Origin of the sequence: Exiguobacterium sp. s6 (assembly GCF_018618155.1) — a bacterium.
GTDB lineage: Bacteria > Bacillota > Bacilli > Exiguobacteriales > Exiguobacteriaceae > Exiguobacterium > Exiguobacterium mexicanum_A.
In genome coordinates, this window is record NZ_JACSLN010000001.1 from 1,807,665 (window position 1) to 1,832,306 (window position 24,642).

Annotated in this window: 25 protein-coding genes and 1 other annotated feature; of the genes, 4 read left to right on the plus strand and 21 right to left on the minus strand. The window is 50.5% G+C overall.

What is annotated here, in order from left to right:
- Positions 1-7 precede the first annotated feature (7 nt).
- Positions 8-1,519 (minus strand): cardiolipin synthase, encoded by a 1,512-nt coding sequence (gene cls, locus KNP75_RS09370; protein WP_034776952.1) that lies wholly within the window; start codon positions 1,517-1,519, stop codon positions 8-10.
- Positions 1,520-1,600: 81 nt separating this feature from the next.
- Between cls and KNP75_RS09375 the strand changes: the two genes are divergently transcribed.
- Entirely contained in the window at positions 1,601-2,323 is a 723-nt protein-coding gene (locus KNP75_RS09375) for an SDR family NAD(P)-dependent oxidoreductase (RefSeq protein WP_214752607.1), read from the plus strand.
- 43 nt (positions 2,324-2,366) lie between these two features.
- Here KNP75_RS09375 and KNP75_RS09380 read toward each other — a convergent pair whose 3' ends face one another.
- The 3 genes from KNP75_RS09380 to spxA form a co-directional block, all read right to left on the minus strand.
- Complete coding sequence (locus tag KNP75_RS09380) at positions 2,367-3,599, minus strand: DUF2254 domain-containing protein (protein WP_215190257.1); 1,233 nt, start codon at positions 3,597-3,599, stop codon at positions 2,367-2,369.
- A 68-nt stretch (positions 3,600-3,667) separates the two neighbouring features.
- Positions 3,668-4,324: an adaptor protein MecA gene (gene mecA / locus KNP75_RS09385; RefSeq protein ID WP_034776946.1), complete on the minus strand. Its 657-nt coding sequence runs from the start codon at positions 4,322-4,324 to the stop codon at positions 3,668-3,670.
- Positions 4,325-4,504: 180 nt separating this feature from the next.
- On the minus strand, positions 4,505-4,903 hold the full coding sequence (gene spxA, locus KNP75_RS09390; RefSeq protein WP_015881217.1) for a transcriptional regulator SpxA: 399 nt from the start codon (positions 4,901-4,903) through the stop codon (positions 4,505-4,507).
- Between the two features lie 544 nt (positions 4,904-5,447).
- On the opposite strand from spxA, the gene KNP75_RS09395 reads away from it, so the two are divergent.
- Positions 5,448-5,978: an HD domain-containing protein gene (locus KNP75_RS09395; RefSeq protein WP_034776944.1), complete on the plus strand. Its 531-nt coding sequence runs from the start codon at positions 5,448-5,450 to the stop codon at positions 5,976-5,978.
- Between the two features lie 73 nt (positions 5,979-6,051).
- On the opposite strand, the gene KNP75_RS09400 is transcribed toward KNP75_RS09395, so the two are convergent.
- The 5 genes from KNP75_RS09400 to KNP75_RS09420 form a co-directional block, all read right to left on the minus strand.
- On the minus strand, positions 6,052-7,002 hold the full coding sequence (locus tag KNP75_RS09400; RefSeq protein WP_034776942.1) for an ABC transporter ATP-binding protein: 951 nt from the start codon (positions 7,000-7,002) through the stop codon (positions 6,052-6,054).
- The gene (locus tag KNP75_RS09405) at positions 7,002-8,075 is read right to left on the minus strand and encodes an ABC transporter ATP-binding protein (protein ID WP_215190258.1); all 1,074 of its coding nucleotides are present in this window, start codon (positions 8,073-8,075) and stop codon (positions 7,002-7,004) included. The genes KNP75_RS09400 and KNP75_RS09405 overlap by 1 nt, the downstream gene beginning before the upstream one ends.
- Positions 8,076-8,099: 24 nt before the next feature.
- The gene (gene opp3C, locus KNP75_RS09410; RefSeq protein ID WP_034776938.1) at positions 8,100-9,125 is read right to left on the minus strand and encodes an oligopeptide ABC transporter permease; all 1,026 of its coding nucleotides are present in this window, start codon (positions 9,123-9,125) and stop codon (positions 8,100-8,102) included.
- The gene (gene opp3b, locus KNP75_RS09415; protein ID WP_034776936.1) at positions 9,125-10,051 is read right to left on the minus strand and encodes an oligopeptide ABC transporter permease; all 927 of its coding nucleotides are present in this window, start codon (positions 10,049-10,051) and stop codon (positions 9,125-9,127) included. The genes opp3C and opp3b overlap by 1 nt, the downstream gene beginning before the upstream one ends.
- A 302-nt stretch (positions 10,052-10,353) precedes the next feature.
- Entirely contained in the window at positions 10,354-11,970 is a 1,617-nt protein-coding gene (locus KNP75_RS09420) for a peptide ABC transporter substrate-binding protein (RefSeq protein ID WP_215190259.1), read from the minus strand.
- A gap of 272 nt (positions 11,971-12,242) precedes the next feature.
- Here KNP75_RS09420 and KNP75_RS09425 point away from each other — a divergent pair, with 272 nt between their 5' ends.
- Both KNP75_RS09425 and trpS read left to right on the plus strand, forming a co-directional pair.
- Positions 12,243-12,611, plus strand: coding sequence for a DUF3899 domain-containing protein (locus KNP75_RS09425; protein WP_034776934.1), 369 nt, complete (start codon positions 12,243-12,245; stop codon positions 12,609-12,611).
- Positions 12,612-12,657: 46 nt separating this feature from the next.
- Positions 12,658-12,865 (plus strand) — a binding site (T-box leader).
- 49 nt (positions 12,866-12,914) lie between these two features.
- Entirely contained in the window at positions 12,915-13,916 is a 1,002-nt protein-coding gene (gene trpS, locus KNP75_RS09430) for a tryptophan--tRNA ligase (RefSeq protein WP_034776932.1), read from the plus strand.
- A gap of 110 nt (positions 13,917-14,026) precedes the next feature.
- Here the strand turns inward: trpS and KNP75_RS09435 are convergent, their stop codons facing one another.
- The 12 genes from KNP75_RS09435 to KNP75_RS09490 all read right to left on the minus strand — a co-directional run bounded on the left by KNP75_RS09435 (position 14,027) and on the right by KNP75_RS09490 (position 24,629).
- On the minus strand, positions 14,027-15,682 hold the full coding sequence (locus KNP75_RS09435; protein WP_215190260.1) for a peptide ABC transporter substrate-binding protein: 1,656 nt from the start codon (positions 15,680-15,682) through the stop codon (positions 14,027-14,029).
- A gap of 203 nt (positions 15,683-15,885) precedes the next feature.
- Entirely contained in the window at positions 15,886-17,418 is a 1,533-nt protein-coding gene (locus KNP75_RS09440; protein WP_215190261.1) for a peptide ABC transporter substrate-binding protein, read from the minus strand.
- A gap of 66 nt (positions 17,419-17,484) precedes the next feature.
- Positions 17,485-18,717, minus strand: a complete 1,233-nt coding sequence (gene fabF / locus KNP75_RS09445) for a beta-ketoacyl-ACP synthase II (RefSeq protein ID WP_214823285.1) — start codon at positions 18,715-18,717, stop codon at positions 17,485-17,487.
- A complete protein-coding gene (locus KNP75_RS09450; protein ID WP_034776926.1) occupies positions 18,714-19,673 on the minus strand; it encodes a beta-ketoacyl-ACP synthase III in 960 nt (319 codons plus the stop codon). The genes fabF and KNP75_RS09450 overlap by 4 nt, the downstream gene beginning before the upstream one ends.
- A 75-nt stretch (positions 19,674-19,748) precedes the next feature.
- A complete protein-coding gene (gene mtnN, locus KNP75_RS09455; RefSeq protein WP_029595792.1) occupies positions 19,749-20,453 on the minus strand; it encodes a 5'-methylthioadenosine/S-adenosylhomocysteine nucleosidase in 705 nt (234 codons plus the stop codon).
- Positions 20,454-20,508: 55 nt separating this feature from the next.
- Positions 20,509-20,982: a transcription elongation factor GreA gene (gene greA / locus KNP75_RS09460; protein ID WP_029595793.1), complete on the minus strand. Its 474-nt coding sequence runs from the start codon at positions 20,980-20,982 to the stop codon at positions 20,509-20,511.
- A gap of 66 nt (positions 20,983-21,048) precedes the next feature.
- On the minus strand, positions 21,049-21,684 hold the full coding sequence (gene udk, locus KNP75_RS09465; protein ID WP_034776924.1) for a uridine kinase: 636 nt from the start codon (positions 21,682-21,684) through the stop codon (positions 21,049-21,051).
- Positions 21,685-21,700: 16 nt separating this feature from the next.
- Positions 21,701-22,342: an O-methyltransferase gene (locus KNP75_RS09470; protein WP_138859710.1), complete on the minus strand. Its 642-nt coding sequence runs from the start codon at positions 22,340-22,342 to the stop codon at positions 21,701-21,703.
- 66 nt (positions 22,343-22,408) lie between these two features.
- Positions 22,409-23,551 (minus strand): endolytic transglycosylase MltG, encoded by a 1,143-nt coding sequence (mltG, locus tag KNP75_RS09475; protein ID WP_034776920.1) that lies wholly within the window; start codon positions 23,549-23,551, stop codon positions 22,409-22,411.
- 71 nt (positions 23,552-23,622) lie between these two features.
- Complete coding sequence (locus tag KNP75_RS09480) at positions 23,623-23,925, minus strand: DUF1292 domain-containing protein (RefSeq protein WP_034776918.1); 303 nt, start codon at positions 23,923-23,925, stop codon at positions 23,623-23,625.
- Positions 23,926-23,938: 13 nt separating this feature from the next.
- Positions 23,939-24,361, minus strand: a complete 423-nt coding sequence (ruvX, locus tag KNP75_RS09485) for a Holliday junction resolvase RuvX (RefSeq protein ID WP_034776916.1) — start codon at positions 24,359-24,361, stop codon at positions 23,939-23,941.
- 1 nt (position 24,362) lies between these two features.
- On the minus strand, positions 24,363-24,629 hold the full coding sequence (locus KNP75_RS09490) for an IreB family regulatory phosphoprotein (protein ID WP_029595797.1): 267 nt from the start codon (positions 24,627-24,629) through the stop codon (positions 24,363-24,365).
- Positions 24,630-24,642: the final 13 nt, after the last annotated feature.

Consider the following 24,642-nt stretch of genomic DNA (forward strand, 5'->3'; position numbering starts at 1 on the left):
TTCCCCCTCATAGTAGTGGTGAAAACATTCGGGCCAATGACTCGACGAGTTTGATGAAGTACGACCGTTCCGAGAACGCCTGCAACTCCAACTCGTGTGACCCTTCAAAGTCTTTATAGAGATCTTGCTTGAGTTGATGGACGGAATTCGTGTTGTATAAGAGCGCATTCACCTCGAAATTGAGGTGGAAGCTCCTGAAGTCCATGTTCGCCGTCCCGATTGTCGCCAGCCCATCGTCGACGACGATGACTTTCGAGTGCATGAACCCTTCTTCATACAGATAAATCTTCACACCGGCGCTGAGCAGCTCCTCGAAGTACGACCGGCTCGCATAAAACACGATCTTATGGTCCGGATAACTCGGGAGCACGATCCGGACATCGATTCCGGATAGCGAGGCGGTCTTGAGCGCGCTCATGATGTCCTCATCGGGAATCAAATACGGCGAAGAGATATAGACCGATTTTTTCGCGGCGTTGATCAGCGCGAAATAGATCGACTTCATCGTCTCATACGGTTCATCCGGTCCGCTCGCCACGATCTGCACACCCCCGCTCGCGCTGCGTACCGTCTCGAGCGGTTCGAGATAAAACGGAGTGAACAGGCGCTCGCCCGTCATATAGTACCAGTCCTGCAAAAAGATCAGTTGCAGTTCCGACACCCCTTCCCCTCTGACGTACAGATGCGTGTCACGCCAGAAGCCGAACTTCGAATGTTCGCCCAAATACTCGTCACCGACGTTCAACCCGCCGGTGAACGCCTCCGTGCCGTCGATGACGACGATCTTCCTGTGGTTCCGGTAGTTCGTCTTACTCGACACGAGCGGTAAGACGACCGGGAAGAAGGCTTGGACGTGGACGCCTGCTTGCCGCATCTCGTCGAAGAACGTCCCGCTCGTATGGATCGAGCCGACGGCATCGTACAAGAAGCGGACCTCGACCCCCGCCCTCGCCTTGTCGATCAAAATGCGTTGAATTTCCCGAGAAATACGATCTTCCCGGAAAATATAATATTCGAGATGGATGTGGCGGGTCGCCCCTTTCAAGGCGGGCAACAGTTTCGAAAACTTTTCTTGCCCGTTCGTCAGCACTTGCGTATACGTGTTCGATGAGACGGGTAATTGATTGAGTGACGACGTCAAATGGAGCAATTTCTCATAATCATCGTGGGAGAACATGAGTGACGGCGACAACGTCATCGCCTTCTGCCGATAGGCGAGGTACGTCTCTTCATCGAGCATCGCTTTCTCTTTGAACATCCGCTTCCGGCGATAGTTCTGACCGAACACGAAATAAGCGAACAGACCGACGACCGGGAAGCCGAGCATGACGATCGCCCAAATGAGCGTCCGTTGCGGATTGCGGTTCTCGAGCAAGATGACGAGCAAAATGCTGAACGTCGTCAAAAAGACGAGCACCGAGAACAAGCCAATCACTTGGGAGCTCCAGTAATATGATAATACGGCAATGAGACCTGCGAGCAAAATCAGGGATAAAAGGACTTGTATGCGTCGCAACATATTATAAACTGACCCCGTTTCTATCTTGTATTATCATAATTATACAACTTAACGCCATCTTTTGAGGGGAGCGAACGAAATATGGGCACATTTTTGATTACGGGAGCGACGAGTGGGATTGGACGGGCCGTCGCCCTCCGGTTAGCAGAGGAAGGACATGACGTCATCGGCATCGGCCGAGACGAGGCACGAGGCGAAGAAATCGAGGCGGCATCCGCTCGCATCACGTTTATGGCATGCGATTTGTCCCAACCCGATGACATCGAGGCGATGATGGACGAACTCAAAGACCGGGCCATCACGTTAGACGGCCTATTCAATAACGCGGCGACGTTCGGGCGCCCCGGGACGCCCGAACGGTTGCCTGCGTCCGCGTTCGATGACGTCTTCGAACTGAACGTGCTCGCGACAAACCGACTCATCCAACGCGCTATCCCGCTCCTCGCGAATGGAGCGAGCGTCGTCAACAACGCTGCCATCGTCGGCCACGTCAAATTCCCACCGATGCTCGGTCCATACGCCGCCTCCAAAGCGGCCGTCATCGCCTTGACGAAGACGTTCGCCCATCGAATGAAAGGCAAAATCCGCTTCAATGCGGTCTGTTTCGGTCCGGTCGACACCCCGCTCAGTCACAAGTTGTACGGCGGGGAAGCCAAGTTCCAAGAGGCGATGACCCATCATTTCCGGGGACATGCCGCTAAACCGGATGAAGTGGCGCCGGTCGTGACCTTCTTGTTGAGTGAGGCGTCGAGCTATATCAACGGCCAAGCCATTACGGTCGATGGGGGCTATACCCTCTCATGATGCACAGAAAGGAAGGGGTCTTCTCGGACCCCTTCCTTTCTCGTTAATCACGTATTTTCCGTGCTTTCGTCATCTGATTCGTCAAGAACGCTTTCTCTCGTGGATGCAACTCATCCAAGTCGAGCGCTTCCTCAAAGTAGTCGATGAAGTCCTCGAACGTTTCGTCATGCGAGGCGTGTGCCTGAATCCGCGCGATTCGGATCGCCTCGAAGACGGATGCCATCACGAAAATGTCGTGACTCGCATACGTCTTCACAGGAGCGAACGCCTCGAACAATGTCGCTTCCATCGTTTTACGTTTGGCATGCCAGTTGCTCTTGTCGTTGGAGAATAAAAAGTCGCCTGCCGGCAATCGGCTCAGTTCGCGTAAAATATCGCCGATGTAATGAATCGCGTGAATCGCCGTATTCGGATCATTGATGCCCGGTGAGACGCCTTTCAGCGCGATCTCACTCAACTTCTCGATGACGAACGCCGGGTCTTGAATCGATGAACGGATCTCGCCGATTTGGAACACGTCGATATCGGGCGCTTCTTCTGCGAGCCAATAGCCGAGAATATCTCCTTCCGCTACAAAGTCCCCAACGGCCACGACCGATTCGAAGTCAGCGTCACGGCTCTCCTGCTTCTCGCTCGAGAACAGTTGGACGTAGCCCGTTCGAGAGGCATAGACCGCCTGTCCTTCGAACGTGTGAACCGTTCGTTTCGGGACGATATACATGTCTTCCTCTTCGACCGCCCGTCTTTGGTTTTCGATGACGGATAGCGCTTCGCGGTGCAATGCCGATAAGAGGCGTTCCGCTTGAATCGAGACGCTGATCGTTTGAATGAATTTAACGAACGCCCAAATCGAGCTGACCACGAGCAGGACACTGATGCCTGAAGCGAGTACGACGTCTTCATCCGATGTCCGGATAAGGAACAAGTTCGTAATGCCGTACACCGTCGTCATGATGAACAGGCCGAGTGTATGCTTCGACGCCGAGTTCGTCAAAAAGTTATTGATCGTCCGAGGCGAGAACTGCGACGAATACGTCGTCAAAACGACGAGGATCGTCGAAAAGCTGAACGTCATCATCGTCATGAGGCTCGTGAACGACGAAGACAGGACAGAAGCTGCTGAATCCTTGTCTAAATAAATGATTTCCGGTAACAGCTCCCGAAAGAAGCTTCCAAAATATTGAGTCAGGAACGTTAACGCGATCCCTCCCACTCCGTATAAAAACGGGACGAACCAGGTGCTATCTTCCAACTTTAATTGAATCCGCTTGAGCATCACGACACCTCTTCATATGTATAAATTGGTAAAAAAATCGCCTGTCCACATGAACAGGCGATTAGGGTTTAGAAATAGTGACGGACTTTTGAGAAGACATCCCCGTCGAGAATGAGCTTGCCGTATTCTTCAAGCATCGCTAACGTCTGCGTGCTGAACGTCAAATACTCGGCTAAGAGACTTAATACGTTCTCTTCTTCTTCCGGTTCCATCTCGTCTGGGAAGTCAATCCACAAGTAATACCGATTGTCGTAATGGAATAACTTAAGGTTGACGTTGTTCAACGCCTCTCCTGCTCGTTTACTGAGCGAGATGATCGCCTCAAAGTCATCCGTTTCCATGGCGAGCGGAGCCCACGCCTCCGGCTCGGCTTCGATTTCATCAAGTTCACTCAATTGATCAAGCACCGATTGCTGATCGCGCGCCTCGTCGATTGCCGAGCGCAATAGTGACCCGAGCTCAGAATCGTCTTCAGAGTCAATCACATTTTTCGCGATCGTCACGGTCACTTCAAGTCCTTTTTCAAACGCTTGTACTTGTATCCATAGTGGACCATCAAACGAGATATCTTCTCGTTCGTGCGCTTCGTCCATCATCTGCCAGAACAGCTGCTCACCACGTTCTCGGTTATACCAGATTTCATCACGAGCGAAACCGCGTTTCTCGATATCGACATACGTAATGAAAAATTTGACGGTGTTGTCGTTGATGCGCTCAATTTTCACGATTGTCCACTCCCTTCTCACCTCACTCCTACTTCAACAATTAAGGAGGAGAGGGGAAATTGTCTTGTTATCATAGTACCCTTTTTTTAACGTGTCAATCTATTGATGATGGGGTTGTTACTATTATTTTATCGGAAAAACGGAATAATAAAAAGCACACTGCTTAGACAGTATGCTTCCTCACTCGTTGACGAGTCGTTGCGCTTCTTGAAGTTGGAACGTCCGGACCTTGCGCGGCAAGAATCGACGAATCTCATCTTCGTTGTACCCGACTTGAAGACGTTTTTCATCAATCAGAATCGGACGGCGGAGCAATCCTGGATATTCTTGAATCAAATCATATAGTTGTTGGAGTGAAAGCGCATCGACCGATACGTCGATTTTCGAGAAAACTTTAGACCGGGTCGAGATGATTTCATCTGTCCCATCTTCTGTCATACGTAGGATTTGTTTGATCTCATTGAGTGAGAGTGGTTCTGAAAATATGTTCCGTTCCGTGAATGGAATATCATGCTCCTCGAGCCATGCCCGTGCTTTTCGGCACGATGTGCAGCTCGGAGACGTGTACAATGTGACCATTTTCGTTCCTCCCTGATCAAGTGTTCGTTCATCTTTTTCAAGTGACTCTATTTGTATACCCAAAAATTCGTCCACTTAATTATAATAATTCTTATTTATTGAAACTTCAATGATAACTTTTCTCACTCGGGTAAGAAAAGAGGACGCACTCAGGAGAATGCGACCCTTGATCGACCGTTCTAGGACGCCGGCATTCGAGAAACCGGTTGTGATACCGTCTCTTTGCCAGGCTTCACTTGTAAGTCTTTCAATTTCTTCTTGAGGACTTCCTTCAGAAGTTTCTTTTTCTGTTGCAATACTTTGTCACGCTCTTTCATGGTCTCTCACCCCCAACGCCATAAGGACTCGACCCACCGACCGTTACTGAATCTGAAAATCTTGAACTTGCACTAATCTACAATTAAATTATAGCACATTCTTATGAAAATGGTTGAACAATCTCGAAGATTTTCATCATTTCACACGTTCCAAATTTGCTTTTCTTTTTCAATTCCCGTATAGTTAATAGAAATAACCTTTGAAATCACCAAGGAGGAGAGCGAATATGAGAATTACGCTAGAGACGATTATGCAACATCCGGTCACCCAAAAATATTTGACCCGTTCCGGTCTGAAACACGCCGTCGACGTGTGTGAACGCGCTCTCGAATTGGCGACGCGACGAGGGCTTGATACGGATTTAGCGACGAAAGCCGCTCTGCTCCATGACATCGGTCACTACGAATGGTACACCGAAGGCAAATGGAACTACGATTTATACCGTCAAAACGACATTCATGCCATTAAAGGGGCCGAACGCGCCCATAAGCTATTGATTCGTCTCGGGGAAGACCCGGCACGCGCGAAAGAGATCTCGGTCATGATTTTGCTTCATACTGATTCCTATCTCCCGCCTAACCGGATTCAACGTACCCCACTCCAACAGCTCGTCCATGATGCGGATACGTACGTGGAACAACCTGGCGGACTGCATCACTATGAGACGATGGAAATCGAAGATGCCCTTGCCCGTGTCCGCCTGATTGACGCGGTCGTCGAACGGCTCTCGAACTTGCCACGCATCTCAAACGCCTGACACCGTCCTTGGACGGTGTTTTTCTTTGCGCTCAAAAAAAGTCCCGAATCCGGTTGGATTCGGGACTTTCTAATTATACGAGTTGCGCTTTATACGCTTCGTATTCTTCGTCTGTCAATGAGACGTAATGGCCTGGCTCGACTTCACGGAGCGGTGGGATGCTTGAATCCTCATCCGAACGTCCGACGGCACCGAGTGACTTCGACTCATACACGATCCGCTTACGTGTGCGCTCGTGCTCTGGATCCGGAAGCGGGATCGCCGAGAGAAGCGACTTCGTATAGGCGTGAATCGGGTTCTCATACAAACGCGCTGCTGGAGCGAGTTCGACGAGGTGACCTTGATACATGACACCGATCCGGTCTGAGATATACTTGACCATCGACAAATCGTGGGCGATGAACAAGTACGTCAAATCACGGTCGCGTTGCAATTCTTTCATCAAGTTGACGACCTGAGCTTGGATCGATACGTCGAGAGCCGAGATTGGCTCATCGGCGATGATGAAGTCTGGTTCAACCGCGAGAGCGCGGGCAATCCCGATCCGCTGACGTTGACCGCCCGAGAATTCGTGCGGGTAACGGCTCGCGTGCTCTTTCGTAAGACCGACCGTTTCAAGAAGGTCATAGACACGGTTCATCCGGTCTTCCTTCGTCTTGGCAAGGCCGTGGATATCAATGCCTTCAGCGATGATATCAGCGACCGTCATCCGCGGGTTGAGCGATGCGTAAGGATCTTGGAAAATCATTTGCATGGCCCGGTTGAATTTCAACTTCTCCGCTTTCGACTTCTTGCCATGAACGTTTTCGCCTTTGAAGACGACGTCACCGTCCGTCGCGTCATAAAGACCGATGATGGTACGACCTGTCGTCGATTTCCCACAACCGGACTCCCCTACGAGACCGAGTACTTCACCTTTGTAGATATCAAACGAGATGCCATCGACCGCTTTAACGACGCGGCCTCGGCCAATTTTAAAGTGCTGCTTCAGGTCTTTTACTTCGAGTAATTTCTCGCGTTCCATTATTCAGCACCACCTTTCAAAATCGATTTGGCGAACGCGCTGTCCGGACGATACTTGAGTGCAAGGTCACGGATTGCTCTCGGCGGGCTCACTTGCGGTGCTTGCGGGTGCAATAACCAACTTGCCGCATAGTGCGTGTCGCTAATTTGGAACATCGGTGGTTCTTTTTCAAAGTCGATCTTCATCGCATACGGGTTACGTGGTGCGAACGCATCGCCTTTTGGCGGGTCGAGCAAGTTCGGCGGCGTACCTGGGATGGCCGGAAGCGCCTCGTTCGGGTCATCAGATGGGCGCGGCATCGATCCGAGCAGTCCCCATGCGTATGGGTGACGCGGCTCGTAGAAGATCTCATCGACCGTTCCCTTCTCGACGATTTTACCAGCGTACATGACGGCAACACGGTCAGCCATGTTCGCGACGACACCGAGGTCGTGCGTGATGAAGATAATCGCTGTGCCGGTCTTTTGTTGGATGTCTTTCAAAAGCTCCAAAATCTGAGCTTGAATCGTTACATCGAGAGCTGTCGTCGGCTCATCGGCGATCAATACTTTAGGGTTACATGCGAGCGCGATCGCGATAACGATCCGTTGACGCATACCACCTGAGAGTTGGTGCGGATATTGCTTAAGACGTGCTTCTGGGTTTGGAATCCCGACGAGTGTGAGCAATTCAAGCGTACGCTTCTTCGCATCCTCACCCGTAAGACCTTGGTGTTGCTTCAATCCTTCAGCGATCTGTTTGAAGATCGTCATCGTCGGGTTGAGTGATGTCATTGGATCTTGGAAGATCATAGCGATATCACGGCCACGGATCTTCAACATTTCTTTTTCCGACAACTTCGCCAAGTCTTTACCTTCGAACAAGATTTCTCCGTTCGTGATTTCACCTGGCGGGTTCGGGATCAGACGCATGATCGCTTTTGAAGTGACGGATTTACCAGAACCCGATTCACCAACGATGGCGAGCGTCTCGCCTTTTTTCAAATCAAACGATACGTTGCGAACAGCTTGTACCGTTCCAGCATACGTATGGAACGAGACCGCTAAGTCTCGGACAGATAAAATCGTTTCCATTCACGAGTCCCCCTGTTTCTATAATTATTTACGCATTTTCGGGTCAAACGCATCACGCAAGCCATCGGCGAGCAAGTTGAAGCTGACCATGAGCAAGACGATGATGACTGACGGGATGACGAGCAAGTACGGGAATGTCCGTAGCTCTTTGTATCCGTCGTTGATCAACGTACCAAGTGACGCTTGTGGCGGTTGAAGTCCGATCCCGATGAAACTGAGGAACGCCTCGAAGAAGATGGCAGATGGAATCGTGAACATGAGTGTGATGATGATGGCGCCGAGCGTGTTCGGGATCAAGTGTTTGAAGATCAAACGGTTACTTGAAGCACCGAGCGTACGAGCTGCCAAGACGAACTCTTGGTTTTTAAGTTTCAAGATTTGACCGCGGACAAGTCGACTCATCCCAATCCAGCCGGTGATCGTCATCGCGAGGATGATCGTGAACACCCCTGGGTCAAAGATCAAGATGAACAAGATGATCAAAATCAAGTTCGGAACACCTGTCAAAATTTCAACGATCCGCTGCATGATGTTATCTGTGCGGCCACCGAAGTAAGCCGAAATCCCACCGTATGCGACACCGATGACCGTATCAATGATCGCAGCCATCAAACCGATGAAGAGCGAGATGCGCGTTCCTTCCCAAACACGTGACCAAAGATCACGGCCGAGGTAATCCGTACCGAACCAGAAGTTCTCTTCGACATTTTTCTGTTCATAGAAATCGATGTCGCGTCCACCGAGGTTGGCCATCCCATCAAACCCTGCCCACTCAAGTCCAGTGACTTTAGGTGGAAGTTTTGCTTGTGAGATGTTTTGTTCATAAGCGTCACGGCCTGAAAGCATCGGACCGAACAACGCGAGCAAGACGAGAATGACAATGACTGACAACGAGAGGATGGCGGCTTTGTTTTTCTTTAGGCGCATCCAAGCGTCTTGCCAGAAGTTCAAACTTTTACCGGCAATACGTTCACCGAGCTGTTCATTCATCTCGACACGTTGGAACATGTCTTGGTCGAACTGCTCGAAATTCTTTTTATTTTCAATCATCAGTTATCCCCCCCAAGACGAATACGTGGGTCAACGACTCCGTAGAGCAAGTCGACAAGTAGAATGATAATAATGAACAAGGCCGAGAAGAAGAGCGTTGTGCCCATGATGACCGAGTAATCATTCAACGTAATTGATGTAACGAACAACTCACCAAGTCCCGGAACCGCAAAGATCTTTTCGATAACGAACGTACCTGTCAACAGGCCGGCCGTCATTGGTCCGAGAATTGTGATGGCAGGAATCATCGCGTTACGCACCATGTGTTTCCAAACGATGGCGTTTCCGGTCAATCCTTTCGCCTTAGCGAGCGTGACATAGTCTTGTCCGGTCACTTCTAGCATCTCGGTCCGAACGAAACGAGCGATCGCCGCCGTGACACCGAGCGAGAGCGAGATGGTCGGCAAAATCGTATGAGCCGGTGAATCCCAGAACGCGACAGGGAGGATTTGCAACTTAACCCCTACATAGTACTGAAGGAGGGCTGCAAATACGAATGATGGGACAGAAATCCCGATTACCGATACGAACATTGAACCATAGTCGATGTACGTGTTATGACGGATGGCTGCAACAATCCCGAGGAGCAATCCGACAAACGTCCCGAGGACGAGCGCTTGAATCCCTAGTTGAGCTGAAGGTCCGATCCGTTCCATAATCAAATCCGTCACTGGCCGGTTGGCCGTACGGAACGATACGCCGAGGTCACCTTGCACAAGGTTCCCTAAGTAAGTCGCATAACGAACTGGAAGTGGATCATTGAGTCCGTAACGATCGTTCAAGAGTTGAATTTGTGATTCAGTCAATTTCTCCTGGTTTTGGTACGGCGAACCTGGAAGCAGGTCCATCAGGAAAAACGTGAACGTCGCAATCAAGAAGAACGTGATGAGGCCGTAAGTCAGCCGTTGCAGAATATAACGTCCCATAAATAAATACCCCCTGTTTTTCTAATGTGTCTATGCTTGCACCAACAGCGTCACTATGACATATTGCCCTTTTCTTGAATTCACAAAATGAAAGGAATTTTCTGAAAGAATAGGTCAAACGTCATCTCAAGGCTCTTAACACAGCACATGAAAATTGAAGAATCCTTAGTTTGTAAAGTATTCTGAATTTTCACTGTTACTACATTATACTTTACCAACAAAACATTTGAATAGTATTTTCTCTCATTTCCGGATTTTTTTTAGAAAAGGGGGGACATGCACGTTGCATGCCCCCTTCTCATTTAGTTGATATCGACGTATTTGTACTGGTAATCAGCACCGAATAGTTGACGGTTGAAGTTTTCGACGTTCGGACGGAGCAAGTAAGCGACACCAGCTTGGTAAATCGGCATGATGGCTTGGTCTTGTTCAATCAAGAGCGTCTCTGCTTCTTTAAATTTGTCATAACGGGCATCGATTGCTGTTTCAGCAGATGCTTCATCAATCAACTTGTCGTAGGCAGCAGACTTGTAGTTGATGTCGTTTTGACCGTTGTCAGACGTGAAGATGCCAAGGTTTGTGAGCGGATCTTGATAGTCAGGTCCCCAAAGGGCGAATGACATTTGGTACTCTCCGTTCGCTTCGAGCTCGAGCTTGTTATTGAACGGTTGTTGTGAGATGTTCACGGTCACGTTCGGCAAGTTCGATTCGATTTGGCCTTTCATGTACTCTGAGATTTGTTTCGATACTTCGCTGTCGAATGAGAGAAGTTCGATTGTAGCAGCTTCGCCGCCAGTCGCTTCTTCCCAAAGTGATGCCGCTTCGTCAGCGTTCGTTTCAAAGTGCGTCACGCCTTCCGTGTAATCCGTGCCGTCTTCATACTTGATGAAGTCTTTCGGGATGAACGAAGTCGTGGCGATTGAACCGTTGTTCAAGAGTTGGTCGATGATTCCGGCTGGGTCGACCGCACGAGCGATTGCTTTACGGGCATTGACGTCAGCGAAGACTTCATCTTCATGGTTGAACTTGAAGTAACCGACGCTTGAACGAAGGCCTGTGTTATAGTCGTCGTTCTCTTGGAAAGCAGCAACTTGTTCAGATGAAAGGCCGGCGTAGTCGACTTCTCCTGCTTCATACAAGTTGACGACCGTCGATGTGTCTTTGACGACACGTACGTCTACTTTTTCCAAGGCGACGTTTTCAGCATCCCAATACGCGTCGTTTTTCGTCAACACGTACCCTTGCTCACGATCCCACTCCGACCATGTGAATGGACCGTTGTAAATGTGGTTCTCTGGAGTCGTTGAGAAATCCGCACCCTTTTCAGTAGCGAACGCTTCGTTGATCGGTGTGAATGTACCGAACGATGTGAGCGAGATGAACGATGGGTCCGGACGCTCGAGTGTGACTTCAAGCGTCTTCTCATCGATTGCTTTCACGCCGAGGTCTTCTTTTGGAAGATTTCCTGTGTTGATGGCTTCAGCATTTTTTACTGTGTTCATGATGTACGCGTATTGTGAACCAGTTTCTGGATCCACAGCGCGTTGCCAAGCGTAGACGAAGTCGTTCGCTGTGACAGGTTCGCCGTTAGACCATTCCGCGTCGCGGAGTGTGAACGTGTAGACCGTTTCGTCTTCGTTCACTTCTGGTTCTCCTTCGGCGATTGCTGGAACGGCATTCCCGTCTTGATCCAGACGGTAAAGACCTTCCATCGTGTTGGCGATCAAGTTGAACGCGACTGCGTCCGTCGCGAGCGCCGGGTCAGCCGTTGTAATATCAGACGTGTCCGTCAAGCGGAGAACTTTTTCTCCGTTCGAAGACGAACCGCCGTCAGAGTCTCCGCCAGTCGAGCAAGCGGCGAGCACTGAACCGAGTGCCAAGATGAGTGTCATCATGAGCAAAATCGATTTTTTCTTCATTGCGATGTCCCCTTTCTGAATCGTGAAGCATGGCGTTTCGTCGGACGATAACATCTTACTTTTTCTTTAATTTTCTGAATATTTCATTTTGTATCCGACGAAAGAACGTTAGGGCTATTGTAAAAAATTTTTAATCAAACTGTCAACTCCCTAATAAACCGCTGTCATTTTCAACACGAACTTCTCGCCTTCTCCACCAAGCAACAGGTATCATAGAGCCATAGGGCGGATGACTCGATGGAGCACATCCAAGCTGAAAGGAGTTTGTCACATTGAAAAATTTTAGAAGTATATTAATCGTTTGGGGGATTGTCACAATTGCCTACACGGTCTGGTCGAGCCTCTCTTATTACCAGGATGAAACGTTATTGTTTCATTTGAGCGGCGGTCTGTTCGTCGCCGGGATGCTCGTCTTTGCAATCGGTATGTTCTCTCAAATGAGCGCGTCCGGACTATTCGACGGCATCATGTACGGGTTCAAACGTAACCGACGCGCCAAGTTGAAAGAAATTGATCCGGATTACGAGGAAGACGAAGAAGCGACTCCGGAAGAACGGGCCGCTCAAAAACATTCGGCTTCGCGTTGGGTGTACGTCGGCGTCGGTAGCATCATCCTCTCCTACGTGATCACCCTCGTTTGACCTTCCGATTTTTCAGACGATATGCTACACTATGGCTAGAACAATAGGAAACACGATGAAGAAGACAAGTACCTCGATTCCCCTTTCCCCCAGAGAGTCTACGTTGCTGCGAGTAGATGGAGAGCGTCGAGCGAATGGACTTCGGAGTGGCTCACCTGAACGATAGTATGGTGAGACGGTCACGCCCGTTAACGCGATCAAGTGGCATGAACTTCATGCAAATTTGGGTGGCACCGCGGTTATTCGTCCCGATTTTTCGGGCGGGGAACCGCGGTTTTTTTTATATTCTATGGAGGTGCAATCATGGCAAAAATCTTTTCTGGCATTAAACCGACCGGCGTCGTGACGCTCGGTAACTACTTAGGGGCGATGAAACAGTTTGTCGAGCTCCAAGACGAGCACGAAGCGTTCTACTGTGTCGTCGATCTCCATTCGATCACGGTCCAGCTTGACCGGGTCGAGTTGATGGACAACACGCGTAAACTTGCGGCGCTCTATCTCGCTTGTGGTCTCGACCCTGAGAAGTCGACGATCTTCGTCCAGTCGGAAGTGAAGGCGCACGCCCAGCTCGGATGGATGTTGACGTGTATCGCCGGCATGGGTGAACTGAGCCGGATGACGCAGTATAAAGACAAATCCCAAAACAGTGAAAATATCGGTGCCGGCCTGTTCGTCTATCCGACGCTCATGGCGGCCGATATCCTCTTGTACGGGACAGAACTCGTCCCGGTCGGTGATGACCAAAAACAACACGTCGAGTTGACGCGTGATTTGGCCGAGCGCTTCAACAAGCGATACTACGAGACGTTCACAATTCCTGAGCCGCTCATTCAAAAAGAAGGCGCCCGCATCATGAGTTTGACGAACCCAGTGAAGAAGATGTCGAAATCGGATGCGAACGTGAAAGGCTTCATCTCGATGCTCGATGAGCCGAACGTCATCCGCAAGAAAATCAAGAGCGCGGTCACAGACTCGAGTGGGATCATCAGCTTCGACCGAGAGAACAAGCCGGGAATCTCGAACTTGCTTGAGATTTATTCACTCTCGACCGATACGCCAATCGATGAACTCGTCGAACGTTATCAAGATTCGAACTACGGGACGTTCAAACAAGATGTCGCTGAAGCGGTCGTCGCCATGCTCGAGCCGATTCAGAATCGCTATCATGAACTCGTCGATTCAGCTGAGCTCGATGCGATCCTCGATGCAGGACGTGAAAAGGCAGAAGCTGTCGCCAACAAAAATCTCGCGAAAATCGAAAAAGCGATGGGCCTCAACCGAAAACGTGCCAAAGTGAAAAAATAAGACGAAGCCGCCCTTTACACTCAAAGGGCGGCTTTTCTGCGTAGCGATTTCAAATTGGATGCAACAAAAAAAGAGACAGGCGTCCCTGTCTCTTTTCGTGTTGTTTCGAATTATTGTTTGCCTTCGATGAATGCCCACTTGTACGAGTAGTCAGCGCCGAACGCGTGTTCAACGATTCCTTTAACGTATGGCTTCGTGAGGCGAGCCGATCCACGTTGGTAAACTGGCGAGATCGCGTTCTCTTCAAGAACGATTTTCTCTGCAGCTTGAAGGTCCGCCCAACGCTGTTCAGCATCTGTGCTTGATTTCGCAGACTCGATGAGTTTGTCGAATTCGTCGTTCGACCACTTACCACGGTTGTATGGTCCGTCAGTGACGAAGAGGTCAACGAATGTCATTGGATCCTGGTAGTCAGGGCCCCATCCAGCGAATGTCAACTCGAAATCACCTTTGTTTTCAAGGTCAAGTTTGTTGTTGAACGGTTGTTGCTTGATTGTGAGCGTGATACCTGGAAGGTTCTTCTCAAGTTCACCTTTGATGAACTCACCGATTTGCTTCGCAGATTCTGAGTCGTAGTTGAGGAGTTCGATTTCGACAGAGTCTTGGCCGAGCTCTTCAAGTCCTTTTTCCCAAAGTTCTTTCGCTTTGTCCACGTCGTAGCCGCCGATGTCGCCGTTCGCTTCACGGAAGTCCGCGCCGTCTGGTCCAGTTACGAAGTCTTTTGGTACGAGGTAGTTCGCAGGGATTGAACCGTTCGCAAGGAGCGTTTCAGAGATCGCTGCTTTATCGTATGCCGCGTCAATCGCGTTACGGATGTTTTGGTTGTCGAGTGCTTCAACCGCAGTGTTGAACTGGAGGTAGAAGAGTGTTGGCTCGACGACAGTCGAGAAGTCTTCGTTGTCTTGGTATTGCGCAACGAGCTCAGAAGTCAAACCAGTACGGTCAACGTCGCCGTTTTCGTACAAGTTAACACCTGTTGAAACTTCTTTAACGACTTTAACGTTGATTTCGTCAAGTTTGACGGCTTCAGCATCCCAGTAGTCGTCGTTTTTGACCATTTTCCAGCCTTGCTCGCGCTCCCAGCTTTCGAGTTTGAACGGTCCGTTGTAGAGCGTTGTCTCTGCAGACGTACCGAAGTTCTCGCCTTGCTCTTTGTCGAACGACTCAAGTTTAGGCATGAATACGCCGAAGCTTGTGAGGCCGAGGAAGTACTCAGCTGGTGCAGTCAATTTAACTTCAAGTGTCTGATCATCAGTAGCTGTGACGCCGACAGCGTCGCGCTCACCTTCGCCTGTGTTGTAGGCTTCAGCACCTTCGATGATTGACATGACGTAAGCATATTGTGAAGCGTTGTCCGGGTTAAGGACTTCTTTCCAAGCGTATTCGAAGTCGTTAGCTGTTACAGGCTCACCGTTAGACCAAGTTGCGCCTTCACGGATTTTGAACGTGTACGTTTTACCGTCTTCAGAAACTTCGTGTGACTCCGCGATCCCCGGTGTCGGGTTATCTTCGTCGTCCATACGATAGAGACCTTCGTTAACGTTGTTCAAGACGTTGAACGAAACCGCGTCAGTCGCGAGTGTAGGGTTAAGTGAAGGGATGTCAGAACTATCGAGCAAGTTGAGGACTTGCTCCTCGTCTGCGCCGCCTTCAGAACCTTGATTATTTGATGATGTCTCTTCTTCCCCACCCGAGCAAGCTGCTAGGAATGCGCTAGATAGAAGCGTTACCGACGTTGCTAAAGCAAAACCTTTTTTCTTATTCATTGCGATGACCCCCTGATTTTTTTCGGTTTAACGAAATGAACGATGGTAGAAAATTCAGATATCTCACTTTACAAAATTTGCTACCACAATCCCGTTGAAGCAATAATACAATATTCTGATAATTTTGCAAAGTGTTTATTTTGATTTTTCTAAAAAATTTTTATTATAGGCTAAAAGCCCGCCTAGGGAGACGGGCTTTTAGCTCATTTTTCATAAACTTTAGAAAAAGTTAGGACGTACGAAGGACCGATGACCGGAAAACCGATTTCCGCATATTTGGAATCGACTGCGTAAGATCTTCCAGCTTGGTAGATTGGGATAACGACAGCTTCTTCCAACAGCCGTTTTTCCGCCTGTCGATACGTCTCATTCCGGTCCGCAAGTACTTCTGTCGAGCGGGCCTCATCCATCAAACGATCGAACGTGTCGTCCGTGTACCCGCTCGAATTCAAATAGTTATTTGTCTCGAATTGGGTCAAATAGGCACTGAATGCCGGGTAGTCCGGTTGCCAGCCTGATAGTGACAACGCGTAATCGCCTGCGACTTCTTTCCTAACTTTGTCACCGAGCGGCAACTCGATGACGTTCACTTGAAGACCGGGAAGTTGTTCAAGCTCTGTTTCAATCGTCTGGGCGATCTGTCTCGCCTCTTCATCGACAAAGCTGAGCAACTCAATCTCGATTTCCTCTTCTTCGAGTCGTCCGAGCACTTTCTCGAACAGCTTGGCTGCGTCCCCATCGAGCGATGGTTCCACTTCCGTTTGATCGGTGACGAGCAATCGTTCGGTCGTCCGTTCGGCTCTTGCGAGCGACCCTTCCACTGCTTCACGGTTTAAGGCGAGCGCGAGCGCGCGACGGAAATCGGCATCGTCGAACGGGTACTCGTCGACGTTCGGTTTCAAATAGAAGACACCGCTTCGTGGGACATCAACGAGCTTACCTTCGAGTGATTCGATTGTTCCCTCGTCCGTGCCGTAAGGGATCGGGTGAATACCGGCGGGCTCTGAACTTAGACCTTCATCCGCCCAGATGATAACCTTTTCGAGTGTGACGCGATCTGCATCATAATAAGCCTCGTTTTTTATCAACGTCGCCTGGGCCGCGTCGATTGACTCGATTTGGAACGGGCCGTTCGCGTCAAGTTCTTGCCACTCCCCGATCATCGTCTGCGGCAGAAAGGCCGGCATCGCTAACATCTGCTCGAACCCTTCCATCGGCCGCTCGAGCGTCAATTCAAGTGTCTGTTCGTCAATCGCTTTCACGCCGAGCGTCTCTGGTTCTTTCGTCCCGAGACTGATCGCTTTCGCGTTCAATACATCTCCGAGGAGGAAACTGAACGGGGAATTCGTATCGTCATCGGCGAGCCTGCGAAAATGCTCGACGAACGTTTCAGCCGTGATCGCATTTCCATTGACGGTTTGACTTGCCTTCAAGTTAAACGTATATGTCGCCCCGTCCTCGGAACGCGTCATCGTCTCAACGAGTCCCGGTTCAATCTCACCGTCCGCTCCGAAGCGATACAATCCTTCATAAATATGCGATAACACAGTTTGCGAACTCGGATCGATCGCGAGCAGCGTGTTCGGCTGCTCCGGCAACGTCTCTCCATGGATCGTCACGATTTGTTCTTCTGGTGGTAGTAATTCTCGTGCCTGCTCTCGTTGTCCGTACCAAATAACGAAAAAAAGGATAAGGACTGAACCCAACAAGGCGGCACCGATGAAAAATCGTTTCATCTGGCATTCTCCTCTCTGTTAGACCAACCCTTATACCCTACCCGTTTTTGTCACTTTTTTCTACTATTAGTCGTTCACTTTCGCGAATGCGAGCGTCGCGTTGTGGCCCCCGAAGCCAAGCGAGTTGCTCAGTGCGTACTGGATATCAAGTTCCCGATTTCCGTCACGGACATAGTCTAAATCACAATCATCAGCTGGTGTCTCACAGTTGATCGTCGGATGAATCCGTCCCTCATGAATCGATAACGCCGTGATGACGGCCTCGACTCCGCCGGCTGCGCCGAGCAAGTGCCCGATCATCGACTTCGATGAGTTGACGGCCAAGTTGTGCGCGTGGTCACCGAAGACGTTGTGGATCGCTTTCGTCTCGAGCATGTCATTGAGTGGTGTGCTCGTCCCGTGTGCGTTGATGTATTGAACGTCTTCTGGACGAATTCCCGCGTCACGAAGCGCCTCGTTCATCGCTTTTGATCCACCTTCTGCCTCAGGTGACGGCGCCGTGATGTGATAAGCGTCCGAACTCATGCCATACCCGACGACTTCCGCATACATTTTGGCTCCGCGCGCTTTCGCATGCTCATATTCCTCGAGAACGAGCACGCCCGCGCCTTCACCCATGATGAAGCCGTCACGGTTCTTATCGAACGGGCGGCATGCCGTGTTCGGGTCTGGATTCGTCGATAGTGCCTTGTTGGCACAGAATCCTGAGAATGAGAGCGGCGTGATTGGTGCTTCGGCCCCACCTGCGAACATCGCGAGGGCATCACCACGTTGGATGACTTTAAACGCTTCACCGATTGAGTTCGTTCCAGATGCACAAGCTGTGACCGAGCAGTTGCTCGGCCCTTTTGCTCCGAGGTAAATCGAAACTTGACCGCTCGCCATGTTTGGAATCATCATCGGGATGAAGAATGGGCTGATGCGACGTGGTCCCCGTTCATGCAAGATACTCGCTTGTTTGTCGATTGTTTCGACACCACCGATCCCGCTTCCGATCCAAATCCCGACATCGTCCGCGATTGCTTTCACATCTAGACCGCTATCCCGATGCGCAGCGTCAGCCGCAAGAATCGAATATTGAATGAACGAATCCATCTTGCGCGCTTCCTTCGGTTCGACCAAATGATCGATGTTCCATTCCTTTACTTCCGCCCCGACTTTCGCCGGATACTGGCTAATATCAATCTTTGTTAACGTATCGACTGCATTTTCCCCGTTTAACAGTCGCTCCCACATTGCCGTAACGTCGTTCCCGAGTGGGGAAACGACTCCTAATCCTGTGATGACTACTCGTTTCATGCGTTAATCTCCTCCGTGATGTTAGCGTTATTCCATGTTAAACAGCTCGCTCCCCATGTGAGCCCGGCGCCGAAGCCGGCGACGACGATCGTTTGACCGTTTGAGATTTTCCGTTGCTTGACCGCTTCGGCCAAAGCAAGTGGAATTGAAGCAGCTGACGTGTTCGCATGGTCTTGAATCGTGACGACAACTTTTGCTTCGTCAATCCCTAACCGTTCAATCGCTGCGTCAATGATACGACGGTTCGCCTGGTGCGGCACGAGGACGTCGAGGTCTTCAATCGTCTTCCCGGCCCCTTGCAACGCCTCTAAGACGATGTCAGGCATCTTACGGACGGCGAATTTGAACACTTCACGACCGTTCATGACAATCTTACCTTCTTCATTCTCATATAAGAACTTTCCGCCGGTTCCGTCACTTCCGAGAATGACCGACTCGATGGCGGCCACCTCGTCTTCGCCGAGAACGACGGCACCCGCCCCATCACCGAACAAGACGGCGGTCGAACGGTCGTCCCAATCGATCAAGTTGCCCATCTTCTCAGCTCCGATGACGAGTGTGCGCTTCAACCCTTTCGCGAGCATCATGCTCTTCGCCGTATCCATCGCGAAGATGAAGCCGCTACAAGCGGCGCTGACGTCGAAGGCGACCGCTTGCTTAGCCCCAAGGTTGGCTTGCACGAGACAAGCCGTCGCTGGGAATGATGGCGCCGTCGCCGTCGCGCAAATGATTGCGTCGATATCTTCAATCGACACACCCGCACTTTGAAGCGCCCGTTCGGCAGCCTTTGTGGCCATATCGGCAACGCTCAAATCAGCGTCTGCCAAATGGCGCGCCTCGATCCCGGTCCGGGTCCGAATCCATTCGTCGCTCGTATCCATTCGTTTTTCCAAATCGATGTTCGTGATCCGGTTGTCCGGAAGGAACGAACCGATGCCAATGATTCCAATGTTCATGTTGATGACCCCTATTCTTAGTATCTGGTACTAATATAAGGGAATAAAAAAGGGATGTCAACGCATCCCTCTCGATTATTCACTTTGGCCGAGTCGTTTCGTGACAGCCATGACCATTTTCGCCGAGTTGATCGATGCCGTCTCCAAAAATTCGTCGAACGACAAGTTCGCTTCCTCATCGGCGCTGTCCGAGATCGAACGCGTCACGACGAACGGGACACCAAACTGGTAGCACGTCTGCGCGATCGGAGCGGCTTCCATCTCGACGGCGGCGACGCCATCAAAATGTCCGAGGATGTCCGCCACCCGTTTCGAGTCATTGATGAACGAGTCGCCCGTCACGATGAGGCCCGTATGGACGTTCACGTCATGGAGACTCTCGATGACTTCTTTACAGACGTCCATCAAGTGCGCATCGGCCGTATACGCCGCCGGCATACCTGGAACTTGCCCATACTCGTAGCCGAACGCTGTCACGTCGACATCGTGGTGACGGACTTCTGTCGAGACGACGACATCGCCGACTTTCATCCCTTTTTTGAAGCCGCCGGCTGAACCGGTGTTGATGACGACGTCCGGTTTGAACTTATCGATTAAGAGCGTTGTCCCGATGGCCGCGTTCACTTTGCCGATGCCTGACTTTAAAATGACGACTTCGACGTTGCCAAGGTATCCTTCATAGAAGTGATAGTTGGCGATTTCCGTGTCTGTCCGTTCTGTCAATTCGTTGCGGAGCAAGTTTACTTCTTCTTCCATCGCTCCAATGATTCCGATTTTCATGATATGTGCCTCCTCAGAAAGAGAGCGACCTCCAGATGGATGTCGCTCGTTAGTGTTACTTGATTTCTTTAATTTCGACGACCATGTCGCCGCCTGGCGTTTGAACGTTGACCACGTCTCCGACCGTACGGCCGAGAAGCGCTTTGGCGATCGGTGATTCGTTTGAGATTTTCCCTGTGAACGGGTCGGCCTCGGCGCCACCGACGATTGTGTACGTCTCGTCTTCGTTATCTTCTTGAATGAAGAACGTTACCGTTTTCCCGATGGCGACCATCGAGTTGTCGGCTACGTCATCTTGGATGATGACGGCGTTACGAAGCATCTCTTCAAGTTGGGCGATGCGTCCTTCGACCATTGCCTGCTCTTCTTTCGCTGCATCATATTCAGCGTTCTCAGACAAGTCTCCGAAATCGCGGGCGATCTTAATATTCTCAACGACTTCTTTACGGCGCACCGTCTTCAGTTCGTTCAATTCATTTTCGATCTTAGCTTTTCCGTCTAACGTCATGTAATGTTGTTTTTCAGCCATTTCTGTCACTCCTTCATTGTCTCCTAGTATATTACAGCTAGGTTAAATTGAAAACGATTTATTTCCTTATGCCCGGTTGCGTTCTGTGAGCACCCAGCGAATCTTCGTCACGAGCAAATCGATGGCGACAAAGTTTTCTCCACCTTCAGGTACGATGATGTCCGCATAACGTTTCGTCGGCTCACAAAATTGAAGATGCATCGGCCGGACGACATTCGTATATTGGGCGACGACCGAGTCGATTGACCGGCCCCGCTCATTGAGATCGCGCTGCATCCGGCGTAGGATGCGGACGTCCGCATCCGTGTCGACGAACACTTTAATGTCCATCAAGTCTCGGAGACGATCGTCCTCGAGCGCCAAAATACCTTCGACGATGACGACGTCGACCGGCTCGATCAAGATCGTCTTGTCCGAGCGCGTGTGCGCTGCATAGTCATACACCGGTTTCTCGATGGCCTTGTGCTCTTGTAACTGCTTGATATGCTCGATCAAAAGATCGTTATCGAATGCGAACGGGTGGTCATAGTTCGTCTTATATCGTTCTTCCATCGTCATCTCTGACTGGTCTTTATAATACGCGTCTTGCTCGATCATGACGACCGATTGTCCTTTGAACGCATCCACGAGCGCGCGGGCCACGGTCGTCTTACCTGATCCGGTCCCCCCGGCCACGCCGATAATGACGGGTTTATGTTGCATCAAAGTTAAGTCCTCCTCATCGTAATTTACGACTGATTGCTAGGCCATCACCAAGGGGCAAAATTGCAGTATGATAATCGGTCCGTGCCATCAATTGCTCAGTAAACTCTTTTACGAGACGAACGAGCCGGCGGCGTCGACGGTCAAGCACTGACACATCCTCGAGCAGGACGTCCCCTCGTAAAAATAAATTATCGCTGTAAATCGTACCACCAATTGGTACTAAAGCGCCATACCCATCAAAGAATTTTTGATACTGACCTTTGGCCGCGTCGATAAAGACCGCATCGAATTCTCCTTCAATCGTCCCGATCAACTCCACCGCATCACCATGAATGACAGTGATTCGGTCCGATACGTCCGAGCGTCCGATAAAGCCGAGTGCCTCTTCGTGACGTCGTGCGTTTCGTTCGATCGTGACGATTTCCGCGTCCGGCAACAGTTCAGCCATTCGAATCGCACTGTATCCGATTGCCGTACCGACCTCAAGGATCCGTTTCGGACGTTGCATCGCGAGAAGCGACAGCAACACTTCAGATCCGGTCAAGTCCATGATCGGCACGTGATGTTCTCGGGCGAACGCCTCCATCTCCGCCAATAACGGCGATCGGGGCGTGACCAAGTTCTCCACGTAACCTTCATAGGATGAATGTTCCACGTCGTACACCTCTTACTCTCTAATCATTCAAACGACCGGAAGCCAAGGCTTCCGGTCGCATATCCGTCAATTGTTGTTTGCTTCTTCGAACGCTTCCCATTCTGGACGATACTTGTTGACGTTCTGTTGGTGCGCCTCGTACTCCACTTCGAACAAGACTTCCCCGTTCGGGAATCCTTCACGCGGTGGTCGGGCGTAGAAATAAACGTTATCCGTATCGTTCGGATTGAGCGTGGCGACGAATGCGTCACGACTGACCGCAGCGATTGGTCCGATTGGGATCCCTTCGTAGCGGTATGTGTTATAAAGTGAATCGTTTTGGAGATCGTTGAACGATGTGAAAATCGAAGTCTCCCCGGTACCGTACCAGACGGTCGGGTCGGACTGCAACTTCATGCCATCGGCCAGACGGTTCTCAAACACACCCGCGATCTCTTGACGGTCTTCCGTCGAGACCGCTTCTTTCTCAACGACCGAGGCGAGCGATAACGTCTCATGGAACGTGCGTCCCGACGCTTCGACCGCATCGCCGTATTCGAGATAGAGCTGTTCGGTCGGCTTGAGCATCTCATCGATGATCTGAGTGAGCGTCACACCTTTATCGAACTCATACGTTGCCGGGAACAAGTAACCTTCGAGCGGGTGATAAATTCCGTCGGCGAGCACTTCGTCCGTCAGCATCTCATGCTCATTGACGAGCGAGCGGATATACTCCTCGTCGCTCAGTTGGTCCGAAATCTCTTCTTTCGGAATATCAGCCTGTTTTGCGAGACGCGAGATGACTTGGTCGATCGTAAAGCCTTCCGGAATCACCAATTTGATATCCGGGACGACGATGACTTTCCCCGTCTTCAACGTGGCGATCAACTCGTCAAGTGATTGTGACGGAGACAACGTATACGTCCCCGCTTGGAACGATGATTCATTTTTAAACCGTGTGTAAAAACGGAAAATCGTGCTATTCCTCACGAGGCCATTCTCTTCGAGTAGTTCGCCAATGTAACCAGAACCTGCACCGAGTGGAACCTCGACCTCGACCGTTTCGGTCGAAGCTGGGTCAACGGGTTCGAGCGATCGTTTCACGAACGCATAAGATACCGCGGCACCTGTGGCGATCACTAGAAGAAAGACAGCAAGGATGATGACCGTAATTCGCCGAACGATCCGGTTACGTGCACGCTTCTCATCAAACATCGATGGATGGTTCATGCGCATTTCTCCCCTGTTCTTCTGTTATGAAGATGGGCGACGAGGGTTTCCCCTAGTCGCCCGTCCACGTATTAGTCTAAACCAACTTCGTCATTGACGATATCGAACGCTTCCATGACTTCCTCGAAGTCATCATCGTCTTCGACGAGCTTCAAGATGAACTCGCCATCTTCAAGTTCTTCGATTTCAAACGCGTACACTTCGATTGTGTCGTCATCTTCGTCTTCTGTTTCTGGATTGCCGACCGGCTCAAGAACGACAAACGTCTTCTTCGAGCGGTCGCTCGTCATCCGGAAAATTTCTGCAAATAAATGCTCGTCTCCATTTTCGTCTGGAATACGGTACATTTCTTCTTCACGACGGATTTCTGCCATGAGTAATTCCTCCTTATTTGCCTGCACGATCCAGGTAATTTTGTAAAATCATGACGGCTGCCATCTTATCGATGACGGCCTTTCTCTTTTTTCGGCTGACGTCTGCTGAAATGAGCATCCGCTCCGCTTGCATCGTCGTCAAACGCTCGTCGACGAGAACCGTCGGCAAACCGGTCGCTTCGGTGAGGGCCGCGGCAAACGCCTGTGACGCCTCGCCCCGAGGTCCGATTGTCGCGTTCATGTTCTTCGGGAGGCCGACAACGACTTCTTTCACATCGTACTGCTCAATAATCGGTTGAAGCAGACGGACGGCTTCCTCAAAGTCCGGCTCGGTCCAGTAGACCGTCTCCACACCTTGCGCCGTCCATCCCATGAGGTCGCTCACGGCGACCCCAATCGTCTTCGAACCGACATCGAGCCCCATGACTCGCTTCATATTAATCCTCTCTACGATCGTTCAAATACGATTTGACCAGCTCTTCGAGCAGTTCATCTCGTTCGATTTTGCGAATTAAGTTTCGCGCATCGTTATGACGCGGGATGTAGGCAGGGTCACCTGACAACAAGTATCCGACGATTTGATTGATCGGTTGGTAGCCTTTCTCCTCGAGTGCTTGATACACCGTGATCAGTGTCTCCCGAGTGTTGGCTCGATTATCATCTTCTGGAAAATTGAATTGCATCGTGCGATCCATTTGGCTCACAAGAATCCACCTC